The organism is Catenovulum sp. 2E275 (genome assembly GCF_025515275.1).
Lineage (GTDB): Bacteria > Pseudomonadota > Gammaproteobacteria > Enterobacterales > Alteromonadaceae > Catenovulum.
In genome coordinates this window covers 87,998-112,935 of record NZ_JAOPFU010000007.1, presented here as the reverse complement: position 1 = coordinate 112,935, position 24,938 = coordinate 87,998, and the positions used below count along the sequence as shown (strand labels likewise).

The 24,938-nt window shown below is 38.5% G+C and carries 19 protein-coding genes; 7 read left to right on the top strand and 12 right to left on the bottom strand.

Going from position 1 to position 24,938, the window contains the following annotated elements:
• Positions 1-14: 14 nt before the first annotated feature.
• The 9 genes from N7931_RS06225 to N7931_RS06185 form a co-directional block, all read right to left on the bottom strand.
• Positions 15-482 (bottom strand): magnesium-dependent phosphatase-1, encoded by a 468-nt coding sequence (locus N7931_RS06225; RefSeq protein WP_262792709.1) that lies wholly within the window; start codon positions 480-482, stop codon positions 15-17.
• Between the two features lie 172 nt (positions 483-654).
• On the bottom strand, positions 655-1,833 hold the full coding sequence (locus N7931_RS06220; RefSeq protein ID WP_262792708.1) for a putative manganese transporter: 1,179 nt from the start codon (positions 1,831-1,833) through the stop codon (positions 655-657).
• Between the two features lie 174 nt (positions 1,834-2,007).
• The gene (locus tag N7931_RS06215) at positions 2,008-4,227 is read right to left on the bottom strand and encodes a TonB-dependent receptor (protein WP_262792707.1); all 2,220 of its coding nucleotides are present in this window, start codon (positions 4,225-4,227) and stop codon (positions 2,008-2,010) included.
• A 91-nt stretch (positions 4,228-4,318) separates the two neighbouring features.
• Positions 4,319-5,308 (bottom strand): FecR family protein, encoded by a 990-nt coding sequence (locus N7931_RS06210; RefSeq protein ID WP_262792705.1) that lies wholly within the window; start codon positions 5,306-5,308, stop codon positions 4,319-4,321.
• A gap of 79 nt (positions 5,309-5,387) precedes the next feature.
• A complete protein-coding gene (locus N7931_RS06205; protein WP_262792703.1) occupies positions 5,388-5,903 on the bottom strand; it encodes an RNA polymerase sigma factor in 516 nt (171 codons plus the stop codon).
• A gap of 10 nt (positions 5,904-5,913) precedes the next feature.
• Positions 5,914-7,506, bottom strand: a complete 1,593-nt coding sequence (locus N7931_RS06200; RefSeq protein ID WP_262792701.1) for a PepSY-associated TM helix domain-containing protein — start codon at positions 7,504-7,506, stop codon at positions 5,914-5,916.
• 19 nt (positions 7,507-7,525) lie between these two features.
• Positions 7,526-7,804, bottom strand: a complete 279-nt coding sequence (locus N7931_RS06195; protein WP_262792699.1) for a hypothetical protein — start codon at positions 7,802-7,804, stop codon at positions 7,526-7,528.
• Complete coding sequence (locus N7931_RS06190; RefSeq protein WP_262792698.1) at positions 7,794-8,066, bottom strand: hypothetical protein; 273 nt, start codon at positions 8,064-8,066, stop codon at positions 7,794-7,796. The genes N7931_RS06195 and N7931_RS06190 overlap by 11 nt, the downstream gene beginning before the upstream one ends.
• A gap of 220 nt (positions 8,067-8,286) precedes the next feature.
• The gene (locus N7931_RS06185) at positions 8,287-10,206 is read right to left on the bottom strand and encodes a TonB-dependent receptor domain-containing protein (RefSeq protein WP_262792697.1); all 1,920 of its coding nucleotides are present in this window, start codon (positions 10,204-10,206) and stop codon (positions 8,287-8,289) included.
• 276 nt (positions 10,207-10,482) lie between these two features.
• On the opposite strand from N7931_RS06185, the gene N7931_RS06180 reads away from it, so the two are divergent.
• From N7931_RS06180 to N7931_RS19605, 3 genes are all read left to right on the top strand, one after another.
• Positions 10,483-11,139 carry a HipA domain-containing protein gene (locus N7931_RS06180; RefSeq protein ID WP_262792695.1) on the top strand — a complete coding sequence of 219 codons (657 nt, stop codon included), beginning with the start codon at positions 10,483-10,485 and terminating at the stop codon, positions 11,137-11,139.
• Positions 11,099-11,341 (top strand): hypothetical protein, encoded by a 243-nt coding sequence (locus tag N7931_RS06175; protein WP_262792693.1) that lies wholly within the window; start codon positions 11,099-11,101, stop codon positions 11,339-11,341. Before N7931_RS06180 ends, N7931_RS06175 begins: the two co-directional genes overlap by 41 nt.
• Positions 11,342-11,429: 88 nt before the next feature.
• Positions 11,430-11,549, top strand: coding sequence for a hypothetical protein (locus tag N7931_RS19605; RefSeq protein WP_410369336.1), 120 nt, complete (start codon positions 11,430-11,432; stop codon positions 11,547-11,549).
• A 137-nt stretch (positions 11,550-11,686) separates the two neighbouring features.
• On the opposite strand, the gene N7931_RS06170 is transcribed toward N7931_RS19605, so the two are convergent.
• Together N7931_RS06170 and katG are read right to left on the bottom strand one after the other, a co-directional pair.
• Positions 11,687-15,895, bottom strand: a complete 4,209-nt coding sequence (locus N7931_RS06170) for a DEAD/DEAH box helicase (RefSeq protein WP_262792691.1) — start codon at positions 15,893-15,895, stop codon at positions 11,687-11,689.
• 320 nt (positions 15,896-16,215) lie between these two features.
• Positions 16,216-18,426 (bottom strand): catalase/peroxidase HPI, encoded by a 2,211-nt coding sequence (katG, locus tag N7931_RS06165; protein WP_262792690.1) that lies wholly within the window; start codon positions 18,424-18,426, stop codon positions 16,216-16,218.
• Positions 18,427-18,949: 523 nt separating this feature from the next.
• Here katG and N7931_RS06160 point away from each other — a divergent pair.
• From N7931_RS06160 to N7931_RS06145, 4 genes are all read left to right on the top strand, one after another.
• Positions 18,950-21,706 carry an ATP-binding protein gene (locus N7931_RS06160; protein WP_262792688.1) on the top strand — a complete coding sequence of 919 codons (2,757 nt, stop codon included), beginning with the start codon at positions 18,950-18,952 and terminating at the stop codon, positions 21,704-21,706.
• Positions 21,696-22,160: a methyltransferase family protein gene (locus tag N7931_RS06155; RefSeq protein WP_262792687.1), complete on the top strand. Its 465-nt coding sequence runs from the start codon at positions 21,696-21,698 to the stop codon at positions 22,158-22,160. Before N7931_RS06160 ends, N7931_RS06155 begins: the two co-directional genes overlap by 11 nt.
• A gap of 403 nt (positions 22,161-22,563) precedes the next feature.
• On the top strand, positions 22,564-22,989 hold the full coding sequence (locus N7931_RS06150) for a VOC family protein (protein WP_262792685.1): 426 nt from the start codon (positions 22,564-22,566) through the stop codon (positions 22,987-22,989).
• Between the two features lie 95 nt (positions 22,990-23,084).
• Positions 23,085-23,447: a GFA family protein gene (locus N7931_RS06145; RefSeq protein ID WP_262792684.1), complete on the top strand. Its 363-nt coding sequence runs from the start codon at positions 23,085-23,087 to the stop codon at positions 23,445-23,447.
• A 265-nt stretch (positions 23,448-23,712) separates the two neighbouring features.
• Here the strand turns inward: N7931_RS06145 and N7931_RS06140 are convergent, their stop codons facing one another.
• Positions 23,713-24,849 carry a PQQ-dependent sugar dehydrogenase gene (locus N7931_RS06140; RefSeq protein WP_262792683.1) on the bottom strand — a complete coding sequence of 379 codons (1,137 nt, stop codon included), beginning with the start codon at positions 24,847-24,849 and terminating at the stop codon, positions 23,713-23,715.
• Between the last annotated feature and the right edge of the window lie 89 nt (positions 24,850-24,938).

The window sequence follows — 24,938 nt, the reverse complement described above, 5'->3', positions numbered from 1 at the left end:
AACATAAAAAGTGATTAAAGTTGAATGGCAGATGTAAACATGTCCCAGTTTAACCCTGTTTCTACAAAAACAGCCTTGACTCCTAAATCACCGACTTCTTTAATATTACGCATTTCATCATCAAAAAAGACCATTTGTCCATAATCAATATTTAAATTTTGTTTGAGCATTTGAAAATGATTTACTTTACTACCAGGGTATATTTCTTGTTGAATAAAAAAACTCTGAATATCAAAAAGCTCAATTAATTGTTTAGCCCAGCTGGGCTCACCAGTACGAGATGCCAGTGCCATTTTTATTTGCTGTTTTTGGCAATACTGCAAAATAGCTATTACATCAGAATATAAAGTGATTGAACGCTTTTGAGAGTCAAGAATTAGATTGCCATGCTTTTTGTATGGTGGGCAAGTACAATCACACCAGACCCCATCACAATCCCACAGGGTAAAATCCAAATCAAAAACGATTAATTCAACTGACATACATTTATTACTGGTAAAAATGAATGCGACTATTCTAATTGAATTAGCCTCAGTTGTAATATAGAACTTATATATTTTAACTTGAGCTTTTTTAAACTTGGGTAAGATGGGTTAATTAAAATTTTATAAATTAGCTCAAAAAACTGAGCTGTAAATAATGCTATCGCTCAGCTTATTCAAATAACCAATAATAACTATATGCCACTATTAAAGCTGGCACAGTAGAACAGAGAGTTGCATATAATGCTACTTTAGGAGCAAGTGCGATAGCTGGGAATAAAGCATCGCCATCATTAGAAATCGCATTACCCAACTGCGCAGAGAAAGGAACAGCGCCATTAATGTATAAACTAGTTACGACAATTTGTGGACCACAACCAGGAATTAACCCAATCAATACCCCAATTAAAGGTGCGAACATACTCCACTGACCAAACCATTCGGTTAAATCCAGATCTGCCCAATAATTAATTAACTCAAATACTAAAAATGCCATTACTGCCCAACTTAATACAAAGTTAGTATCCTGAACGGCTTGAGCAAACCAGGTGCTAGTCGAGCTTTTTTCATGCTCAGCAACCAGATCTTGAAATTGATTGTCAGCTGAAGAGCTTTCAATAGCCCACATTAATATTGCTAGTATGGCAAACACACCTCCAAATAATTCAACACTGCCTCTTGGTAAGTTAAGCCATTCATTCGGGTCTTGCTGGAATGCCATTAATCCAGAAATAATAATTGCAGGAACCAACATCAATTTCCATAAGGCTACAGCTAACTTACTGGTAGAGATTGGACAACTTTTCTTAACCGCTATGTTATCTGTATTAGGCCGAAGAAAGTTTTTACCAAATATTCCATCTGTAATATAACCACTTAGGCAACCAACGGTGAGGCTGATCAGCATCACACTAATACTATCAGCAGGCATAGTAGCCATTAATAAAAATGCTGCATCGCCCATAGTTGCTGTAAGAACAGCAACTACAGCTCCAAAACTATACTGACCTTTTATAAATTGGGTAATAACTATGATTGCGCCCCCGCAACCCGGTAACATTCCTAATAAAGCTGCAAAAATAATTTTAAATTCACTCACTTTTTTTATTACGGGTAAATCAAGTTTATTAAGAGCAGAAGCAGCAAAGTGATAAATACAAAGGGTCGCTAAAACAAATACACCAACCTGAAAAAAAGCATCACTTAATACATTAAGCGCTAACTCTTTTTCCGTTGTTGTTAAAAAAATAAAAATCAGGAGTAGTGGAATTAAATAACGAGCTTTAAACCATAGCTTTTTAGGCAAAGAGTTTTGCAAGCTGACTTCACGACTAGATTTACATTGACTCATACAGCCTCTTATAAGCTTAAATTAAAAAACTAACGATCTTGTTGTATAAATATAATTGATAATGATTTTCATTTCCATGTTATGTTGTAAATATGGCTAAAAAACCTGCATTTTTCATATTCAAATACAGGTTTTATTGGTTATAAGCTCATGAGTTAGAGTGACGTTATTAAATTAAAACTGATAACGAACATTTAAGTTAACCGAGCGACCCGGCTCTAAAAACGGCACTACGGTTGTAAACTCTTGCCCGTAAGAGGCTCGGTCGGCATAAGCTTCGTCAGTTAAATTATCAACTGATAACCTAAAATTTAAACTCTGATTAAACCGATAATCAGCGTAAGTATTAACCACGGTATAAGATTTTTGTTTGGCTCCGCTGGTTTCAACTGCATCATTTTCCAGCGTAAATTCAGCATCAAACCCTAACGAAAGTGATAATTCTGCAAGCTGCCAGTTGCCACTTAATGTAATTATTTCACCTAATGGTGCGGTAAAATAGTTACCATTATAAGACGTTGCTGTCTCTCCGTTAATTTCAGAATCTATATTGGCATATTTTACAATTAGCTGGCTAATTTGAGTGCTGTAACCAACCGCTAAGTCATAACCATCAACCTCAAAATCAGAGACTAAAGCTGCGCCGCCACCCCATGACGGTACTCTGGCATTATCAATTTTTGTTTTATAGGTATTGGCTTGTAATAACCATTGCTCGTATTCTGCTTTTAAACCTAAACTGTAGTTATTTGACTCAACCGCTTTTAGCTCGGTGTAATTCCAGTCAGGATTTAAAATAAAATTTTCAGCCAGTTCAATCCCGCCCCAAATTTTGCCATAGCCAGCATTTAAGCTGAGGTGGCGGTTAACTTGATAATCAGCAAATAAATTAGCGCTTAATCCTGAATCTTTATGTTTACTGCCATCAACGCCGGTAAATGTTTGCTTGTCATAACGTACACCATAAGACATATCTAGGTTGTGTCCTAAAGGCTGGCGAACTTGGACAAATAAACCGGTATTTTTAGCTTTTTCTTCTAAGTCTGGATCGCCTGAAAATTTAAAAATAGCGGCGTCAGAATAAAAATCTAAACCAGCAGTGACCTCGGCCAAGTCAAAAAACATTTGATTGCTAAACTTACCAGATTTACTGCCGGTAATGCCTGTGTATACAATTTCAGTGGTGGGATCACTGAGTGGATTTTCTGTGGTTTTTAACTCGGTTTCACTGTCTGACAGGGTAACCGCAGGATTCCAGATCCCTTTAGATTGCAAGTGGTTATAATTAAATGTGGTACTGGTTCTGGCTAAATCATAATTGCGGGATTCGGGTGTTGGTCGACCAGCGGTTAACGCAATAAAGTTCGCTCGGTATGGTCTAACTGAATCGTCTTGAACGGTTTCATGCGATAATTCAAACCTGCCCGTATCGTTACTTTGATAAGCTGTTTTTAATAAACCACTGAAAAACCCCGGCTCCGTATATTTTACTGTATTGCCTTCTCCATCTTTATAATCATCGCCTTGGACTTTATTGACAAAACCTAATAATTCAAATCCCTGATTTTGACCATAAAGCGCACCTGAAGTACCTAATTGGCTGCCGTTACTGGCATATCTGGCATTAATAAACCCACCAAAGTTTTTATTTGGATCTAATAAATCAGCTACATCGACTGTCTCAAATAATAAACTACCGCCAATCGCGCCCGGACCATCATCCGCAGCCGCAACCCCAGCCGATGCTCTAACCGTTTTTAATAACGCCGGATCAATCAGGTTAGTTGCGTTATGATGAAATACTTTATTATTTTGCCGCGCGCCATCAATATTTACCGCCATAGCGGTTTCTTCTATCCCGCGTACGTAAATTTTCTGATTAACTGGCATTGAGCCACCAACTGAAACTGCGGCATCTTGCTGGAATAACTGTTTTACATCTTGCGGCTGGTTGGCTTCAATATCTGCTCGGCTATAATTTAATGTTCGCTGGCTGTCGGCTTCTAATTCAGCTTCAACTCGGGTCACTGGTAGACTTTGCATGTCTTCTGCTGACTTTTTTTCAATTGTCACCGAGTTAGAACCATCAAATTTGGCAACCAAATCACTCCCTGCCAATAATTGTTTAAGTGCCTGAGCCGCAGTTAACTGGCCTTGCACTGCAACTGCCTGATGCTGATAAACCGTTTGCTCGGTATAAAATACTTGTACACCGGTAACTGCTGAAAAATCGGCAATCGCCTGTGGTAAAGGTTTCGCTTTAATATCAAATTGATAGTTTTGGGTTTGTACCTGAACTGAGTTTTGAGCATAAGCGGCCGGTAATTGGCCTACTGATAATAAAACCGCAGTAGCCAGCATTGTATAAGGTGCGGGAATTGTTTTAAATTGCATTGGGAGTCCTGTTGTTAATTTAAATGAGTTTAATTACTATTTACAACTAGACGTAATTAACAACTCGCTTCCCCCACCTGAAAAATAAAATTTATTGAATAATCACTAAATAATCTGTGAGTCGGGTTTGTTGCAGTGCTAATGTATTGCAAATCATATTTAATGCTTTATCAGTTTGTTTAGTCGAAAACACACCACTGACTTTTAATTGCTGCAAATTGGGGTTAACAATAATAATTTGACCTTGCCGGTATTGGTTTAAATGCGAAATCACCTGATTAAGCGGGGTATTGTAAAAAACAAACTGATTTCTTAACCACGCAGAAACTTGGGTTTGATCAAATGCGGTAACCTCACTAATCGCTTGTTTTGATATCGCTGCTTGCTGCCCGGGTGATAATGTTTTTACTAATCCACTTTGTTGAGGCTGTTTTAGCTCGACACTGCCTTCGGTCAAACTGACCAAAGCCTGTTTGTCTTCAACTTTTACATTAAACTGAGTGCCAGTTACCTGAATATCGCCAAAGCTCGTTTTTACAATAAATGGCTTGTTTGGATTTTTTTGCACATTAAACCAAGCTTCCCCTTTTAAAAGCTCAACCTGACGGACACTAGAGGTAAATTGCACAGCTAAAGCACTATTTGAATTAAGTGTAATTTCACTACCGTCAGCGGTTGTTATTTGGCGCTTTTCACCAATTTGCACAAAATAATCGCTTTGCCATCGGGTTGGCCAATCTTGAAGCCAAGCAAAAGAGAGGGTGAGTGCAATTAAAATACAAGCAGCCATGGCTGTTATTTGATTAACCCTGCTCGCTTTTTTATGAGTTGAATTAAGTTTTACCGGCTCGTGTTTGCGCAGCAACTGGTTAACCGGTTGCTCCAGCGCGCCCCATAACTGACAAATTTCAGTAAACGCCGCTTGGTGCTGCGGCTTTTGGGTTAGCCAGTTTTCAAATTCTGCTTGATTAAAACTAGCTTGCTGAGAGCGGGTAGCATCTTCAAGTTTGCAATACCAAATACTGGCTTGTTCGAGCTCAAGTTCTGACGGCTCGCTCTGGTTTTCTGTTTGTTTGCTCATTCTATTTAGTTCCGCTTAGCTTTTAATCGTGCATCCATTATTGATAGACGCATAATAAACGGAATATCCCCCAACCAATTTATACATTTCGTCCTGCCTGTCTTAATTTTTGCCGACAATGCAGCATAGCTTTGGCTATGTGTTTCTCAACTGTTTTTTCTGAAATACCCATATTTTGAGCTACTTCACGCATGGTTAAATCTTGCCCGCGATATAACAAAAATGCTTGTTTACATTTATCCGGTAACGCTTGTACCGCATCTAACAAAATATTTAATTCTTGTGTTGAAATTGCACTTTCAAGCGGTTGTGGCGCATCACAATTCAACTCAATTTGATTTTCTAAAGGTGTGGTTGTTGTCGGTTTAATTTTACGTAAATGATCAATTGCAAGGTTATTTGCCATAGAAAACAAATAAGCTTTTGGATTATCTGGGGTGATAATTTGATTGTTATTGGCGCGGATCCAAGTTTCCTGCACAACATCCTCAGCAATTGTGCTTGAGCCAGTGCGCTTCATCACAAATTGCTTGAGTTCATCGTAATAAATTTCAACCGCCTGCGACAGGCTTGGCAAGTTAGATTGAGTTGCCATATTTATCTGATTAGCCTGCCGCCTGAGTATTAAACCAAATACTATTTTGTTCACCGCTCTGGTAGCGTTGTTTGGTTTTTCGGGCTAAAAAAGCAAACAAGCCAGCCAGCGATAAAGCAACCAACTCTAAGCCTATCGTTGTTAAATGAATTGATGGCCAAATGCCAGACTGCGGAAAAATAATCCCTAATAAAGAGATAATTGGTAATGCCAGACACGCCAGCGCTAATAAGTTTAAAATCCAAACTGCGCTTTTGGCCGCGCCATAAATAAATGCGCCAATAACGGCTGCAAAAAATACCAGATAATAAACCCACATATAAGCAAAGTTAATTTGGCTGGCAAATAAACTAATCCACTTTGCGCTAACAAAAGTAACTGCCACAGCGAGCATTGAGCCAAGGCAAATTCCAACCGTTGCGTTAGCTAGCCAACGGACATTTTTTGTTTGTTGTTGAGTTTTTTTATTGCGCCGTTTTTCAAGCCATAATAAGTTGCCGGAATAAAATAAAAACGCGCCCATAATGCCAAGGAAAAAATAAACCCAGCGCCCAAGTTCTCCGCCATAGCTGCCAAAATGCAATGCAAAAAAGCTGGCGACTAACCTTACCCAAATGCCTTCATCTGCCGGATTTAAAGTGCTGGAAAGAATAGTGCCGGTATATGGCTGAATAAAAATATAATCGGTAACCGGCCCCCGCATTAACTCATTTGGGTTATAAGCACCTAAACGCACTGTTGCTCTGGGCGTATTTAAATTTAAATACGCCATTTCACTAAACTGATAATCTGGCGCGATGGTTTTGGCAATTGCCTGAATGTCTTCAACCTGAGGTAAATTGGTGTATGAGTATTCTATTTTGGCTGGCGCAGGTCGGCTAAACATCGGCTGCTCACCATATACTATTTCTTCAAGCCCATGATAAAACTGATCATGAAATGCAAAAACAATGACGGTCAGGCTAATCACAATATGAAACGGTAAACTTAAAATACCCACCGCATTATGTGAATCTAACCAAAACCGGCTGGCGGTTTTATTTTGCCGAAAACTAAATAAAGATTTAACTAAAGTTGGCAATAAAAAGATAACGCCAGAAACCAGTGCTAAAAAATATAATACCGATGCAATCCCTAAAATATATTCGCCTAATCCTTCGTGGCCGAGCGTGCCGGGAATACCGGCGGTACGATGTAATTCGTCTACCAAATCTGCCAAGGCACTGGGTTTTACTTGTTGGGTGATGAGCTCATTATGGTCAGTTAAACTGGCCTGCTGAACAATGCCATCCAGATTTAAGCCTCTGTCTGTACCTTGCTCATACCATTGCATAGGTGGCTTTTGGACTTGCTCAAAATAAAGGGTAAAACCTTGCCGGGCTTTGTCGTGTTGCTCGGTCGCTTTGGCAATAAGCTGGTTATAATCTAACGCGGATGCCACTGGCAAATTATGACTTGGAGGCGTTATCCATTGATTTATGGTTTCTTTAAACATGGTTAATGAACCGGCATAAAAACCAATAAATAACACCATGCCACTGATGATACCTGTCCAGATATGAACAGATTGATAAACTCTTAAGATATCACTGCGAACTTTCATTTATTTACCTGCATCGGGTTTATCTGAACAAATATAAAATTGAATAAAAAATAAGGTTGGCACACCCCAAAACCAGCCAAGCTTGTTTGCCACTGCGGAATAAAAAGCAGAAGCTTAAAACCAGCATCCAGATAGGTGAGATAATCCACATATTAAATTGCACTTTACTGTCTGCCGTGATGCCGCCGGGGCCAAACCATGCAAAACAGCCAGATAACGCAAATGCCAAAGTTAACCCTAAAATGCTGCCAGCCAGAGATTTACTCCACCAGTCAGGCTGAATTTTATTATTTTGCATTTTTGCTTTGCCCCCAAAATAAATTGATAAAAGGTAAAACAGATAAAATCAGCATATTTAACGCAAGCCAGCCAAAAATAGCTGAACTGGCCGAATAAAACATAAGCTCACCAGTTAAGGCGATAATTTGAAATAACAGGCCAACTAGCCGCCAAGGCGTTTGAGGTAAAGGCTGTTTAAACCAGAGTTGATTTTTATGCGAGCCATAAAACAGGCAACAACTAAGCAGCAGTAGCGCAAAATAAAAGCAATGCCAAAGCATGGAGTGGTAATCCAAATGAGTTTAAGAATACTAAGTTAATAAAAAGCTGCACCGGAATAAATCTGGTGCAGCGAGCTATTTAGTTTTGATGGTTAATTATCTGTAGTTCGCCTGTTATGGCGTTCAACGCAACAGGCGTAAAATGGGCTAAAACCCAAGCTACAAGGTGAACTCAACCGCTCAAAACTTGATGAAGTGTACAGGTTGTTTACGACTGTTTTTAAAACTTATAAGTAGCACCAACAAAGTACGAACGACCACGCATTACCATATCGCTACCCGCGATGGTATTGCCTTCACTGTCGGTTGTAGCCGGATCATCAATAATTGGCTGAGTATCCGTTGCATTGGTCAAACCCGCGCGTAATTTAAAGGCTTCAGACACTTGATAGTTAGCACCTAAACTGACCGTTGCATAGCCATCTAAATCCTGACTTGCGTTACCCTGATGCTCACCACGATAGTTAACATTGGTAAATAACGAAACCGTGTCAGTTAATGCTGCAGATAATTTAACATTAGCACTGTGCTCAGGACGATAACTGAGTTCATTACCATTGTTATCTTCGGTTTTTAAATAAGTGTAATTAATATCGGTTGATAAAACGCCAAATTTAAAACCAAAACCGGCTTCTAAGCCTTTAATATCAACTTCATTTACGTTTAACCACTGGCGGTTACCATCAACAACAGCTGTTGTGATCATATCTTCAACTTTGTTATTAAAGGCCGTTAAAGATAAGTTCCAACCAGCTTTATTCACTAATACACTAACCTCGGTATTAACACTGGTTTCTTCTTTTAAATCAGGGTTACCGGTAATATCACAAGCACCACCACAACTCACGGTTAAAAAAGACGGAGAGGCTTGATATAAACTTGGTGCTCTAAATGCGGTACCTACACCACCTTTAATGACAACATCTTGAGTTGCTTCATAAACTAAATAAGCGCGAGGGCTTGAGTGGGTGCCGTAATCATCGCTGTTTTCGACACGTACACCTAAAGTTGCGGTTAATTTGTCGGATAAGCTAATTTCATCCTGCGCGAATAAAGAGGTCAGGCTTTGATCATCACCACCTTTTACCGGATATTGCACCGGATCTTTAATCTCTGTATTCAGATACTCAGTACCAATTGTTAAACTATGAGCACCTAAATTAGTAAATGCAGAAGCTCGGAAAGTGGTAAATATTTCTTCAATATCACGACCTAAAGGCGGCTGTAGACGATAGCGGGTATTGTAATCGTATAAATCAGCAGATGAACGATTCGCTAAAATTTTTGTGCCGCCCCAGCTCCATTCTGCACTGTGGGTTAAGCCTAAAGTAATTCGGTCAATTGACTGCTCACGAACAGCACCACCATAATTAGTTGGCGGCACATCATCTTTATCGTAAGCAAAATCAATATCTAAGCTTTGATTTTGATTAATAGCCCAACGTAAAGTGGTATTAAACTTTAATGTTTCGCGCGCTTCAGTGGTATCGTAACCTGGGGTTACTTCTTCGTTTACCCAAATATCCTGATCGGCTTTTTCAAGGCTGGCAACTAAACCTAAGTTCTCTGATAACTGGCCGCTGGTATATAAATTGGCACGGTATCTGTTACCACCATCCCCATCTGTCATTTTAGAGTATTCAGCATTAACTGTGGTTTGCCACTCTTTACCCGGATTACGGGTAATAATATTGATAACACCACCAACAGCATCAGAACCATATAAAGCCGACATTGGGCCACGCACAACTTCAACATGGTCGATTGATTCAAGTGGTATAGAGGTATAATCAAAGTTACCGCCACGCCATAAACCATTGCTAGACGATACCCGTTTGCCATCCACTAAAAATAAAATATAGTCCTCATTTAAACCACGTAACATAATATCGTTACGGCCACCTGCGTAGTTATTTACGCTGACCCCGGCTAAACCTTTTAATACGTCACCTAAATCTCGAATTGGTACTTGTACAATTTCATCTGTGGTAATTACACTAATTGACGCTGGAGCTGTAGTTTCTAGCTGCTCATAACCAGTAGCAGTAACAACAATCGTCTCTATTTTTTCTTCAGCAATAGCACTATTACTTGCCAACATAGCCGCGCAAAGGCTCGTTAAAGCAAAAGCTTTTTTCATTATTGTATCCTTGAGAATCATTTTTAGAATTGAGTGTTTAATAAGTAATACGTTATTAATGCTATTACAAATGATAATGGTTTTCAATTGTATTTTGTTGGTGGTTTTTTATTGTTTTGTATTTTTATGTACAGCAAGTGTCCACGTTTTATCCGTGCTAATAATTAAATGCATAACGCTTACATAAAAAGCGCATTTTAATGCGCTTTATTTTTGTCACACTGTATTTATGCGCAATATATTACGCTTAACTGGTGTTTCAAAGTTGAGTAAATCATGATGCGTACACTTGATGTTGAAATGTATATTGAAGGTCACTGGCAAACTATTATTGGGCAGGTAGAATTTGATGATGGCTCAATAATGAATACAACCAATAAGCTTAGCTACTTAACTCCACATCAAATCAGTTTCCTGAACGATTGTGCTCAAATGGCATGCAGTATTAACTACCCTGTTTGTTTTGATACTATCGATGTGGCTAATATGAAAATAGAGGAAGGTGTTAATATTCCTTCTTTGTGGTTGTCTAGGTTTGATTTAATTATCAAAACGGGCAAGAAGTTCGTTATGATCTCGAAAGCATTTTATGCTGTTATTAAAGGTCGCTCAGGACAAAACTTTAATCATTTTGACGTGATAGCTAAAGTGGTGGCTCATATTCAGCAAGTGAGTGCTGAAACCGAAGTTCAGTTTGATCCTGCGCTTTTTGTTTGTCAGTGGTTTGAGCGGGATTTGCTCAATGTTATGTTTGGAAACTCAGATAATCATGCACGTAATTCATCATTAATTAAAACCAAAAACGAAATTAAATTATCGCCGATTTATGATTTTGCCCCGATGCGGGTCGATCCCGAAGATATCAGAAGAACGATAACTTGGGGTACTCAATATGAATTGGGGGGAATATCAGTGGGTAAAAATTATCAATAAACTGGCCGAATATTGTGATAAACAGCAAATCGATCTTAATATTCAAAACTTACAGATTTTGTATTTAAATACCTTAGACAAATTTAAAAATTTACCCGAGTTATTAGCTGAATATAACTGCCCTCAATCAATTTTAACTCACCCTAAAAATCACTTTGATCACTGGCAAACTAAATTTGAAAAATGGATAAATTGCGTATGATAAAAGCCAGAAAAAACTTAACCCCGAGTGAGCGGGAAGTTTTACGTGATGATATTTTAAATAAACTCAAGCCAAATATGCTGAGTTAATTAAAATTAGCCGCCGGAGTTTACAAAATATCGAAACCGATAGCGGTAACCCATCAATCCAAACGATAAATAAAGTAATTAAACCTATGGGGATGAAGTTAAGCATTGTTTTGAAATAAACTTTGCTTAACCTTTTTGCTGTTAAGTTGCCCGACTATTTTTATATGCTCTAAGTGGAGTAGGATGGTTTAGCTGCGGAGCAGCGTAAACCATCTTTTAATAAAACCGCATAAACTACGTCAAATCTCAACAACGATTAAAACGTATCTTTTAATAAAATCAGCATATCGTCTACTGAAAGTTTTTGCGCAGTATCGCTACCGGCTAATAATTTATCGGCTAAATCCCGTTTTTGCTGATGTAGTGAAAGGATTTTTTCTTCAATCGTATTTTGCGCTATTAAGCGATAAATTGTCACAGGTCTTTGCTGACCCATACGGTGTGCTCTGTCGGATGCTTGATCTTCAACCGCCGGATTCCACCAAGGATCCATGTGAATTACATAGTCAGCCGCAGTTAAATTAAGCCCAAAGCCACCGGCTTTTAAGCTAATTAAAAATACATCGCCGCTCCCAGCCTGAAAATCATTAACACTCTTTTGCCGCGCTTTTTGTGGGGTTGAACCATCTAAATATTGATAACTTATGCCTTTTTTATCCAAATGCTGTTTAATTAATTGCAGGTGGCTCACAAATTGGCTAAATATTAATGCCTTATGATTATTTTGTTTTAGCTCATCCAACAAAATATCCAGCGCTTGTAATTTTGCACTGGGTAAATCGGTTTCAGCCATAATTAAGGCAGGGTTGCAGCAGGCTTGTCTTAATTTAGTTAACTCGGCCAACATTTTTATTCTTTGCTCGCCATTGCTGCTGTCTTGGCTGGCGGCGCTAATATTGTCAATTGCATTTAAGCGCAAGGCTTCGTAAAACGCTTGCTCTTTTTCACTTAATTCAATTGGAATATTAATTTCGGTTCTGGCCGGAAGCTCGGTTAAAACCTGATTTTTCATGCGCCTTAAAATAAAAGGTTTGATTAATTGGCGCAGACCATTTTGGGCTTTGCGTGCTGCCAGTTTATCTTCTTTTGCATTCGCAATAGGTAGCGCAAAACGTTTGCCAAATTCTTTTAAATTACCCAATAAGCCTGGGTTAACAAACTTAAATAAACTCCAAAGTTCAGTTAAGTCGTTTTCAATCGGTGTGCCTGTGGTGACTAATTTAAAATTGGCTTTGAGTTTAAATGCCGCTTTAGTTCGTTTTGCCAGTGGATTTTTAAGTGCCTGCGCCTCATCGGCTACTATAGTATGCCAGCGAATTTGGCTTAATAAATCGGCCTCGCGCTGGAGCAATCCATAGCTAATGACAATACAGTCAAACGGGTTAAGATTATTAATCAGTTCAGTGCGTTGCTCGCCGGTTGCTGAATCCGCAAAAAGCTTAAAATTTAAAGTTGGCGCAAATTTGGTTGCCTCTTGCATCCAGTTAAAACAAACCGAAGTTGGCGCAATAATCAGTGCTGCGCCATTGGGCGCGCGCGAAACTAATAATGCCAATGCCTGCAAAGTTTTACCTAAGCCCATATCATCCGCCAAACAAGCGCCTGCGCCCCAATGAGCCAGTCGTGACATCCAGTCAAAACCCTGCTGTTGATATTCTCTTAAATCAGCCTGCAAAGTGGAGGGAATTTTAGGCTCAATTTGATTGGATTCAGCCATTTTTTGGGTTTGCTCATCCCATGCGTGAATTGTTTTTAGCCGCATCCCTTGAATGGCTTCTTCAACTTGCAAGCTGGCGAGTGGATGAAATTGGCCTTGCTCCGTAATCTGGCTTAATTGCTCCAAACGAGCACGTAAATCCTGCGATAAATTTAAAATTTTATCACTGTCTAACTGAATAAAACGGCCATTGCTTGAGCTAACCAAAGCTAATAATTTTTTTAGCTCTATGACTTCTTCATTATTTACTTTTAGCTCGCCTGACATATCAAACCATTCACTTTTTTTATTAACAGCCAGTTGTAAATGCTCACTTTTTAGCTGAGATGAGAGTTTGATTTTTTTGCCTTTAGGCCAGCGTAACTTTAATAAAAACGGTATTGGCTGCTGATTGATGACTTGCTCTAATTGCTCCAGTGTTTCTAACGCACTTTGATTATCGTCTTGGCGTAAAACAGTATCCGACATAGCTAAAAATTGAGGGCAATGTCGATCAAGCTGGTCTAATAAATCCTGTTCGGCGGCTAAATCTCTAACCGTTGCGATGCGTTTGCCGTTGATTTCTGTGGTTAAGTTTACATTGCCAATCGCGGGTTTAATTGCTGGCCCTTGTTCGCCAAATGGCATGACCACACAATTAAATTCTAGCCCGTCCGCTAAAGGCTGAATATTAATGACTAAATGCTGATCGGCTTTGATGGTTTCTAATCCGGTATCAAGCTCATTTATATCAGACTGAATGTTGAGCAGAGGCGCTATTGCTGAAATACTTTTAAGTGCTTTTTGTTTAGCCGAAACCGGAATTAACAAGCCTTCTTCACCAATAATTTCAGCAACTTGGATGTGGCTTTTATTAAACTGGGTAAATGTATAAACCCCCGGGCTGGTTTCGTTAAATGCATAAGGCAGATCATTCTCGTCAGTATAATCGGGCAAATTTGCAATGCTTAAACAAAGCTGCTCACCTTGTTGATTAACTAATAGCTCTGGCTCTTTTTCAATTAAATCTATCGGCGCATCTAGTTGTCCGGCCAGATATAAATTAGGTGCACCAACAGCCGCTTTTAATGCGCTAGCGGTTTCTAAAGCATATTCAGTTTTGCTGTAATATCCCCACGACTGATAAGCGTTTATATGCTGGCAAATCGCTAAATCTTGTTCAGATAAATAATCAAATATTTGCGGGTTGTCATGCAGGCGTTTAAGCGCAATCGCTCGACCTTTAGTCCAGCCGTTACCGGATTGTTTTTGTTCTTTCGGTTTTAAATGAATACCGGAATAAACCTGCTCAATCTCCCAAATGAGTCGGGTGGGTTTATCTGATGTTTTATGTTGTGGTTTGGCTGATGAATCATTTTGCAGGGCGAGTAATTTATCTAGCGCTAAATCCCACTCTGCTTTACGGCTAACTTGACTGGGCAAATGCAGCAATGTTTGATGAAAATTAATTTCTGGCATGGCTAACATTTGTTGGCAAATCAGCACAAATAAGTCGAGCTGAGTTTGTTTAAAAAATGCCAAGCTTTCAGTTAAAGTCTGCTGTATATTCGGGCTGAGCTTATCGTTACACCAAAGCTGATGCAAAGCGGCATTTAAATTAATCAGTTGATAACTTAACTCAAGTGGCGCTTTAATCATCTCAAATCTATCTGCTTCAAAATCATATTCTGTGCCAGACGATAAGCTATGAATGCCCCAAGTCATTGCCAGCGTTAACTGGTAAAAATCCTGCGGACTTGAACGATCACTTTGTTCAAAATTAATTTGATCCAGTGCGGTATTTAGGCTGGCAATATTTTGCTGACTGCCTTTAATACACAATGCCAACTTATAAAAATAGCCAAAGATATCACCTAAGTATTGTTTTTTACGCCGTACATAACGGTTTTTAATCGCAATTGCCTGCTCAAAATATTGCACAGACAAAGCAATTTCACCCTGTAAAAATAAGTAGCTGGCTTCAAGTTGCAAACCATAACAACTGCCATCCACTTTTGCTTTTACTCGTTGATAATCATCAAATTTAGCCATTAATAAATATTGTTCAGACAATAAATGCATGAGCTGAATATTATTTGGATTATGGCGGTAAACGGTTTCTAATAACTCAAGTGGATATTGGTTAGATTTTCCCTGCATTTGGCGGTTTTTAAACCAAGCGGCAAACGCCTGATATTGAAGTATATTTGAGAGCTTTAAAAATTGAGTTAAATTAAACGGAATAAATAACAGCTCGATTAAAATTTGGTTTTTATGGCGATTTATTATTTGTGGATTTTTATTAAAATCAAACATTTGCTCAAAGTTTTTAAGCTCGTGCAAATAATAAAAATCGCGTAATAGTCTTTGCTCATTGTCAGCCTGAAACTGCCAACTATAGCCGGAAGTCACAGGTACAATTTGCTCTGCTAAACTTAGGATTAAATTAAAGCTATTTTGCTTAATGCAATCTTGGGTTAATTTATTGGCGAGCAGCAAATTAAGCTTAATCCCATCTCGATTTTGGCTAATAAAATCTTGTTTTATTAGTTCTTTTCTTTTTTCTGCCGAAATAAAATCGGCTTTATTGCCAAATTTTTCCAACCCTGCGTTTTCTGCCAGTGTTAATAAAGATTGCAACTTACTAATACCAATCGGCTTATAAACCACGGCTAAAATTTTTAATAAGCTTTGCTCGGCTGGCGTTAGCGTTAAATATTGCTGATAAAGTGCATCTACTTGTGATGGGGTTTGTGCTGTAATTTCCATAAATGATGAGAGCGGCGGGTATTAATAATTAATTGCCAGCAAATTAGCAAATTGATTTAGCGATAGCAATAAAACAAAAAAGCAAGCTGATAGCAGCTTGCTTTTAATCTTGTGTTTTCTAGCTTGATTTAACTAAGCAAATTTAACTAAAAAAGTATCTTAAAAAGCAGGGATTTAAACTCAGGGTTTACCTTCCCAAATAAACCCTATATTAATTTATCAATATAAACTCTGGTTTGTAGCATAGTTATTTCAGGGGTGAAAAAATCAATGTTACAACTGTCCAGAACTTGGCTTAAATCCCCGCTAAAATGGTTAACTTATTTTAAGTCGAATCTGTCGTTAGTCATTACTTTAGCCCAAGCATTCACAAAGTCATTTACAAATTTGCTTCTGGCATCATCAGACGCATACACTTCAGCAATTGCACGTAACTCAGAGTTTGAACCAAAAATTAAATCAACTGTAGTTGCAGTCCATTTTAATTCACCAGACTGACGGTCACGGCCTTCGTACACACCTTCGGTTGACGATTTGCTCCACTTAGTAGACATATCTAATAAGTTGGTGAAAAAGTCATTATTTAATGTGCCCGGGCGCTTAGTTAATACACCGTGGCTTGATTGCTCAAAGTTAGCATTAAGTGAACGCATACCACCTAATAATGCGGTCATTTCAGGTACAGTTAAGCCTAATAAATCAGCTCGTTCAACCAAGGCTTCTGCCGGAGCATAAAAACTTTCTTCACTATAGTAGTTACGGAAAGCATCAGCTTTAGGCTCAAGATAGCTAAATGATTCTACATCTGTCATTTCCTGAGAGGCGTCCATACGACCTGGTTTAAACGGTACAGTAATTGAGTAGCCTGCATCTTTTGCTGCTTTTTCAATTGCCGCCGCACCCGCTAACACAATGGTATCAGCCAATGAGATTTTTTTGCCGCCTGACGCTTTTTTGTTAAAGTCAGCTTGTACTTTCTCTAACTTTTTAAGCACTTTAGCGACTTCTGCCGGATTGTTAACTGCCCAATCTTTTTGTGGTGCTAATGCTAAACGTGCACCGTTTGCACCGCCGCGCATGTCTGTGTCACGGTAGCTAGCTGCCGAAGCCCAAGCAACACGTACTAACTCAGATACTGTTAATCCTGTATCTAAAATTTCAGCTTTAAGCTTTTTAACATCACCTTCAGAAACTAACTTGTGGTTAACTTCTGGGATGTAATCTTGCCATACTAAAACTTCTTCTGGTACTTCAGCACCTAAATAACGAGCGCGAGGACCTAAATCTCTGTGGTTTAACTTAAACCAAGCTTTTGCAAATGCTAACTCATATTTTTTAGGATCAGCACGGAAGCTTTCAGCAATTTTTCTAAATACTGGATCTTCTTTAAGTGCGATATCGGTTGTAAACATAATAGGTGCGTGACGCTTACCTTTAATGTGTGCATCCGGTACTAAATTAGCAGCTGCTTTATTATCTGGAATCCATTGGATTGCACCCGCAGGGCTGCGTGTTTGTACCCAGTTAAAGCCAAATAAATTATCTAAATAGTTAGAAGTCCACTGAGTAGGAGTAACTGTCCACGCACCTTCTAAACCACTGGTTGTCGTATCTTCAGAGTGGCCTTTACCACACTTGTTTTTCCAGCCTAAACCTTGCTCTTCAACCGCTGCTGCCGCTGGTTCTTTATCAACACAATCTGCTGGTTTTTTAGCACCGTGCGCTTTACCAAAGGTGTGACCACCTGCAATTAATGCAACAATTTCTTCATCATTCATTGCCATACGGCCAAATGACATACGAATATCTTCAGCTGCCGCTAGTGGATCTGGTTTACCGTGAGGGCCTTCTGGGTTTACATAAATTAAGCCCATTTCAACCGCGGCTAAAGGACCTTTTAATTTGCCTTTTTTGTCGCGGCGTTCATCAGTTAACCATTTTTTCTCAGGGCCCCAATAAACATAATCTGGTTCCCAATCATCTTCACGGCCACCGGCATAACCAAAGGTTTTAAAGCCCATGTCTTCAAGTGCAACGTTACCAGTTAATGCCATTAAATCAGCCCATGAAATATTACGACCATATTTTTGTTTAACTGGCCATAATAAACGGCGTGCTTTATCAAGGTTAGCGTTATCTGGCCAACTGTTTAATGGGTCAAATCTTTGTTGACCACCGCCAGCACCACCACGGCCATCAACTACACGGTAAGTACCGGCAGCGTGCCATGCCATACGGATAAAAAATGGACCATAGTGACCATAATCAGCTGGCCACCAGTCTTGAGATTCGGTTAATACTTTTCTAATGTCTTCTTTTACAGCTTTTAAATCCAGACTTTCAAACGCTTTAGCGTAATCAAAGTCTTCACCAAACGGATCAGACTCAGCGCCATGCGTTCGCAATTGGCTTAAATCTAATTGCTCAGGCCACCAGAACTGATTTGATTTAACGTTACTCTCTGCAAACGCAGAGGCGCTCGACACTGCTACTGCAACAGCAGTTAATACAGGTATTGCTTTTTTGAACATGGGATGCTCCTTCCTTCGTTGAACGGATTGTTGTTGTCGAAGAAAAGTATAGGTTTGGGTTGCAAAAATAGAGAGCGGATAAAACAGATTAGGCTAATCGGGAAATTCTATTGATTGTTAATTAAGCGATAACCAGTTGTATTTATATGGTTAAATGTTAACCAATACAAAAAAGCACAGCTCGTAAAAGCGAGCTGTGCTTTTCAATTTATAGTTGAATGAAACTAAAACCTATTTTTGACGGCAAATTTGATCGCCATAATAATTATTAGCGTAATTGCAGTCTTTAATGGTTTGAGTTGGTTTGTTTTTAATTACTTTTACCCAGCTTTTAATTTTAGTCATAATTGTTTCCTCTTAATTTGTCACACTGTGATGATTATTTTGCAGGTAAGTTGCTGATAAATAAAACCAGAAAAATCTATTAACTTGTTCTAAAAAACTGATATAACTTTCTCTGTTATAGATGGATAAACTAAGCTGTATTAATAACTGCGCGATCTTAAAACAGGAACACTGTTAAGTGCCTATTTTTAAAAACTATCATTCAAATATTTCTGTGTATATATTGCTCGCATTTGGCTATTACTTTAGCGGTGAGTGGTTATCCGGAATTTCATCTCAAGCTCAAGTGGTCCCTATTTGGTTGCCGGCTGGGCTCGCTTTAGTTGGCTGCTATATATGGTGGTGGCGCTTTTTTCCCGCTGTTTTTTTGGCCTCTATTTGCTTTAACTTGAATATACAGACTGATATCAGCTTAGCTGACTTAACGGCTGAACAAATTTATCAAGTTACTTTAATTGGTGCTGGCTCTACTTTTCAGGCAATTGTCGGCAGTTTTATTTTACGCCGGTATACAAAAAATATCTTAGAACTTAAATCAGATAAATACGCTTTTATTTTTGTATTTATAGTTGGTATTGCTGTTAATTTAATTTCTTCCAATATAGGGGTTTATTCACTTAGCTTATTTAACCCACATTATAGCTTAAATAATCACTGGGAAAATGTATTGCTGTGGTGGGTAGGCGACTCATTAGGGGTATTATTAGCTACACCTTTTTTATTAAGTATTTTAAATATAAAACGTGAAAAACAAGATTTGAAGCGTGATTATTTATTAATTATTACCCCAGTTTTACTCTTTTTTATTGTTATTATTGTTACCACATTGTTTTCTCACAACAATATTAAAAGTGCTAAATCTATTTTAGAGCGCGAGTTGGATGTTGTTTCAAACAGCTTGCACCGCCAAATAAATAAAAGCTTGACCCAAATTCAGCGACTCGCTAGCCGTATACAAACTACTCCGGAATTAAATCGCAGTGAATTTGAACATTTTGCTCAGGATTTATTTACGGAAGAGCATACTGTTAAAGCATTCTCTTGGATTGAAATTGTCCCGCAAAAAATGGAACTTTCTTTTTTTGAAGCTCTGTCTAAAGAATACAAATACGATATTCGCTTATCAGGAAAGCCACTAAACGAGAATGATCCTCTAGTCATTGTAAAATATATAGTTCCACTTGAAAGTAATAAAGAAGCTCTTGGTTTTAACGGATTTTCTCGATTAGACAGACGAATGGCATTTAAAAAAGCCGCGGCGACTTCAGTGCTTAAAGCAACTCAGATAATACAGTTAGTACAATCTACCAAACCTGAGCCTGCTTATTTGGTGTTTGCACCTGTGTATCAAGTTATACATGGTGAATCTGATATTTCTATTTATCAGAAAAAGTTAGTCGGTTTTGCTACTGGTATATTTTTGGTAGAAGAGTTGCTTAATTATGCAATAACGCCAAAACAAAGCAGTATGTTTTATTATGAATTAGTTGAGCGAGGTAGTAATAAACTTATTTCCAGTAATACAAATAATGATAAGCTAACTTTAAGTGACCATAAGCAAGTTATTATTCAAAGCTATGAACAACTAGGTCAAATATGGGATTTATATATTGTTGAAAACCCTGAATTTATAAATCACTTTCAAAGCCAAACCGCGTTTGTTTTACTATTCTCTCAATTATTTATTGTTGCCTTTATCATATTATTTGTTTTGATAATGAACAGCCGTCAACTGTTATTAAACAAAATGGTGGAAGACCGCACAATATCTTTAATTAAAGCAAAACGTCAGTCTGACGAAGCTAACTTAGCCAAAAGCCGCTTTTTAGCGAATATGAGCCATGAGATTAGAACTCCCTTAAATGCGGTAATTGGTTTTTCTCAATTGGCAAAAAATACGCAGTCACAACAAGATATTGAAAGCTATATTGCCAAAATAGAGCAATCTTCAACTACGTTGTTAGGAATTGTGAATGATATTTTGGATATATCTAAAATAGAGTCTGAAAAGCTAACCTTGGATCATATTCAATTTGATATGCACCAAATACTACAACGAATTCAAATTATGTTTGAATCTGGCGCAATGCAAAAAGGCTTAAACTGGCAGGTTATTGATAATTTACCTAACTCAGTCTGGTATTTGGGCGATCCGGTTCGGGTTGAGCAAATTTTGATAAATTTATGCGGTAACGCAATGAAATTTACCCTTGAAGGTGAGGTGAGATTAACCGCTGAGTCTTTTCAGCTTAACCCAGAACAAGCTAAAGTGGTTATAAAAATAAAAGATACCGGAATAGGTATATCACCTAAAGATCAAATCAATATTTTTAGCCCTTTTATTCAAGCCGATTCTTCCACATCTCGTCGATTTGGGGGCACTGGTTTAGGGTTACCTATTTCAAAAGAGTTAGCTCAGCTGATGAATGGCAATATAGAACTGAGCAGTGAGTTAGGTAAAGGATCAGAATTTAGGTTATTTATTACATTAGCAATTACCAATCAAGCGCCCCAAGCTATAGTCGATAAAGAATCGATTAGTTTACAAGGCTGTAAAGTATTAGTAGCTGAAGACAACGAAATTAATCAAATAGTCATTCAAGAAATGCTAAATTCATTCGGTTGTGAAACCTGCATTGTTGAAAATGGTCAATTAGCGCTGAATGCAATTAAACAGCATAAATATGATGTGGTATTAATGGATTGCCAAATGCCGGTGATGGATGGTTATCAGGCGACAGCAAAAATCAGACAAATGCCGGAGTACGATACTCTACCTGTCATTGCCTTGACTGCGGATGTGATGCCGGAAGATAAAGCCAGAGCAATTGAGGTCGGTTTTAACGCGCATTTAGCCAAACCTTTGGATATGGCTAAACTAAAAGAATGTTTGCATTTGCACTGGCATCATTTAAGGATGAAAAATGTTGAGTAAGCTTGAGCTTAAAATATACCCGATTTTACAAGTTCTATTATTAATGGGCTTAATGAAATATTTGGCTTGGTTATTTCCGGCTCAGTCTTTTTATTTAATTGGCGAAATCTGGCTGGCGGCTGGGTTTTTATTGCTTGCAGTGCTAATAATTGGTGCTGGTGTATTTAGCTTTAGGCAGGCAAAGACCACACTTGATCCCCGCAACCCAAATAAGTCAGCCCATTTAGTCACCGATGGAATTTACCAGATTAGCCGTAATCCTATGTATTTAGGTTTTTTATTATTACTGGTTAGTTGGTTTTTTTACTTAAGTAACTGGTATGCATTTATCGCCATTCCGATTTTTATTGTCTATATGAATCGCTTTCAAATTCAGCCGGAAGAAAAAATGATGCAGGCTAAATTTGGGCAAACCTATAAGCATTATCAGCAAACGGTTAGGCGCTGGATTTAACGCATCATTATTAAAGCTGCCATTAAAGTTTAAAAAATTTTCTGAATAATCGAATTGTCTTCATATAAACGACTACTCTATATTCACATCCAAACAAAAATGTATTTTTAGTTATAGCTAAATCAATATAAATTGCGAGTATCAGAGCCATCATAGACAGTTCAATTCAAGGCGGATCATTGTAGGAATGTAGGCACCTTTCAAAATGATACAACACAGAAGTGGGCTGTCTGTGAGGCTCCTGAAAGGCTGGGCTAAAAGCCATTTATTCTGCGTTAAGTTGGTTTGACTTAGAACCACTAGGCCTGTACCAACTTGCCTTGCCTAAATGGCTTTTATCTCCAGCTGATTATCTCAATTTATATTGATTTAGCTATAAATAGACGGTTAAAAGGAAAACTCAATGAAATTCAAACACTACATAAATTTTAATGGTAACTGCAAACAGGCATTTGAGTTTTATGCTGATGTATTTGACGGCACAATTAATTTTAGCCAAACATGGGGCGATACCCCAGAGTTAAATGATGATGATCAAGGCTGTGCGATGCCACAAAACTGGCAAGATAAAATTATGCATGCCGAGTTACAAATTGGCGAAAACTATTTATTAGGTGTAGATGCCGATACGCAATACGAAGTGCCACAAGGTATATCTATTTGTATTAATTTTGATAGCGAAGCACAAATAGAGGCTGTATATCAGGCTTTAGAGCTAGATGCGCAAATGATTTTAATGCCGCTGGCTGAAACGTTTTGGGCGCAGCGTTTTGCGGTATTAACCGATAAATTTGGTGTACCTTGGAAATTAAATTTAAATAAATCATAAATATCTCCATGCATCTTGAGGCTGCACGGGTATAGCCCACGCCAGTTTTAATACCAATAGCCAACATTGGCTGTAACTGATAAAAGGATATAAAGATGGCTGATAATCAACAACATTACACTGGCAGTTGCCAATGTGAAGCAGTTAAATTTGAAGTTGAACTGGATCTAACTAATCCGGTTATTTGCAATTGTTCGCGCTGTAAAAAAATGGGATTTGTATTAAGTTTCACCGGTCGGGATAAATTAAAGCTGTTATCCGGCGCTGATAACTTAGCTGAGTATTTGTTTAATAAAAAGCAGATTCAGCATCTATTTTGTAAAACCTGTGGCGTACAAAGCTTTGCCTATGGCGCAATGCCGGATGGTACACCTATTGCGGCGGTTAATTTAAATTGTTTGGATGGCGTGGATGCAAGAGCTCTCGAATGCCAGCAGTACGATGGTGCAAGCACTTAGAGTCCTTGCTATACCGTTCTGAGCAGTTGAGATTACATTGTAGTTCGGACTTTAGCCCGTTTTACGCCTGTCGCTTCGAATACCATAAATGGCGAACTTGATAATTAACCATTCAAAATCAAATGGAAACGATACTCGAAGGTTTGGATTATTTGCATTAAAGCCGGTTTGAACAATTATTCAAACCGGCTTGATTGGTTAATTTCAAGACCAGATCATAAGCGATATTAAACCGGTAACTTGTAGTGTAAAACGGTTTTGCTCGTTATGCTTTTGGCACTATGCGGTAAATGCCCATACCATCAATACCAAGATATAAATCACCATTGGGGTGAGTTGTGATACTGCGTACTCGGCCTGCACCTTCAAATAACTTACTGTGGCCTGTTACTTTGCTGCCATCAAGTTTAACTAACACTAAGTGAGCAAATTTCATTGAACCGACTACAAGGTGGCCTTGCCATTGAGGGTATTTATCACTGGTCACAAATTCCATACCTGAAGGTGCAATAGATGGTACCCAATACCAGTCAGGTTGCTCCATTCCTTTACGACTGGTTTCATCTGTTATTTTTGTGCCGATATAATTAATGCCATAGGTGATCTCTGGCCAGCCATAATTTGCACCTGATTTGATAATATTAATTTCATCCCCACCGCGTGGGCCATGCTCATGACTCCAAATCGCGCCCGATTTTGGGTGCATTGCCATGCCCTGAGGATTGCGGTGGCCGTATGAATAAATACTTTTACGAGCACCGGCTTGGTTATAAAACGGGTTTGATTCTGGGATTGAACCATCTGCATTTATTCGGTGAATTTTACCCGCATCGTATTCAAGGCTTTGCGGATGTAAGTCTCGGTTACCACGATCCCCAATTGAAAAATATAAATAGCCATCTTTATCAAACTCAATACGAGAACCGAAATGGTGTGTAGTTGTAGTATTTGGCTCGCCATTAAATAATAACTGTTGATCAATCAACTTCATGTCTTTTAAACGAGCACGCATAATTGAGGTGTTATAGCCTTCATCTTCGCCTTCGTAACCTGAATATGAAATATAGATCCAGCCATTTTCGGCAAAGTTAGGGTCAAGCTCTATATCTAATAAACCACCTTGGCCTTGGGCATGTACTTTAGGTGTGCCTTGGATAACTTGTTCAACTAGCTTGCCGTCGCGGATCATTCTTAATTCTCCGCTTCTGTCTGTGACCAGTAATTCACGTTCGTTCAGCCATACCATTCCCCAAGGAATTTGAATGCCCTCGCTGACTAATTCAAGCTGGTATTTATTTGCGCTGGTATCCAAAGCTATTGCTTGTTGCGGCTGAGCACAGGCTTGTAAGTTGGTTAAACTAATCGTTGCGACAATTAAACTACTAAATAAAGACAGTTTCATACTAACTCCAAATTATTAAATTCTATGTTATCAGCCTAACCTATTTATTGGCGCGACTATTTACTAGAACGTTAAGCTAAGTTGGTTCG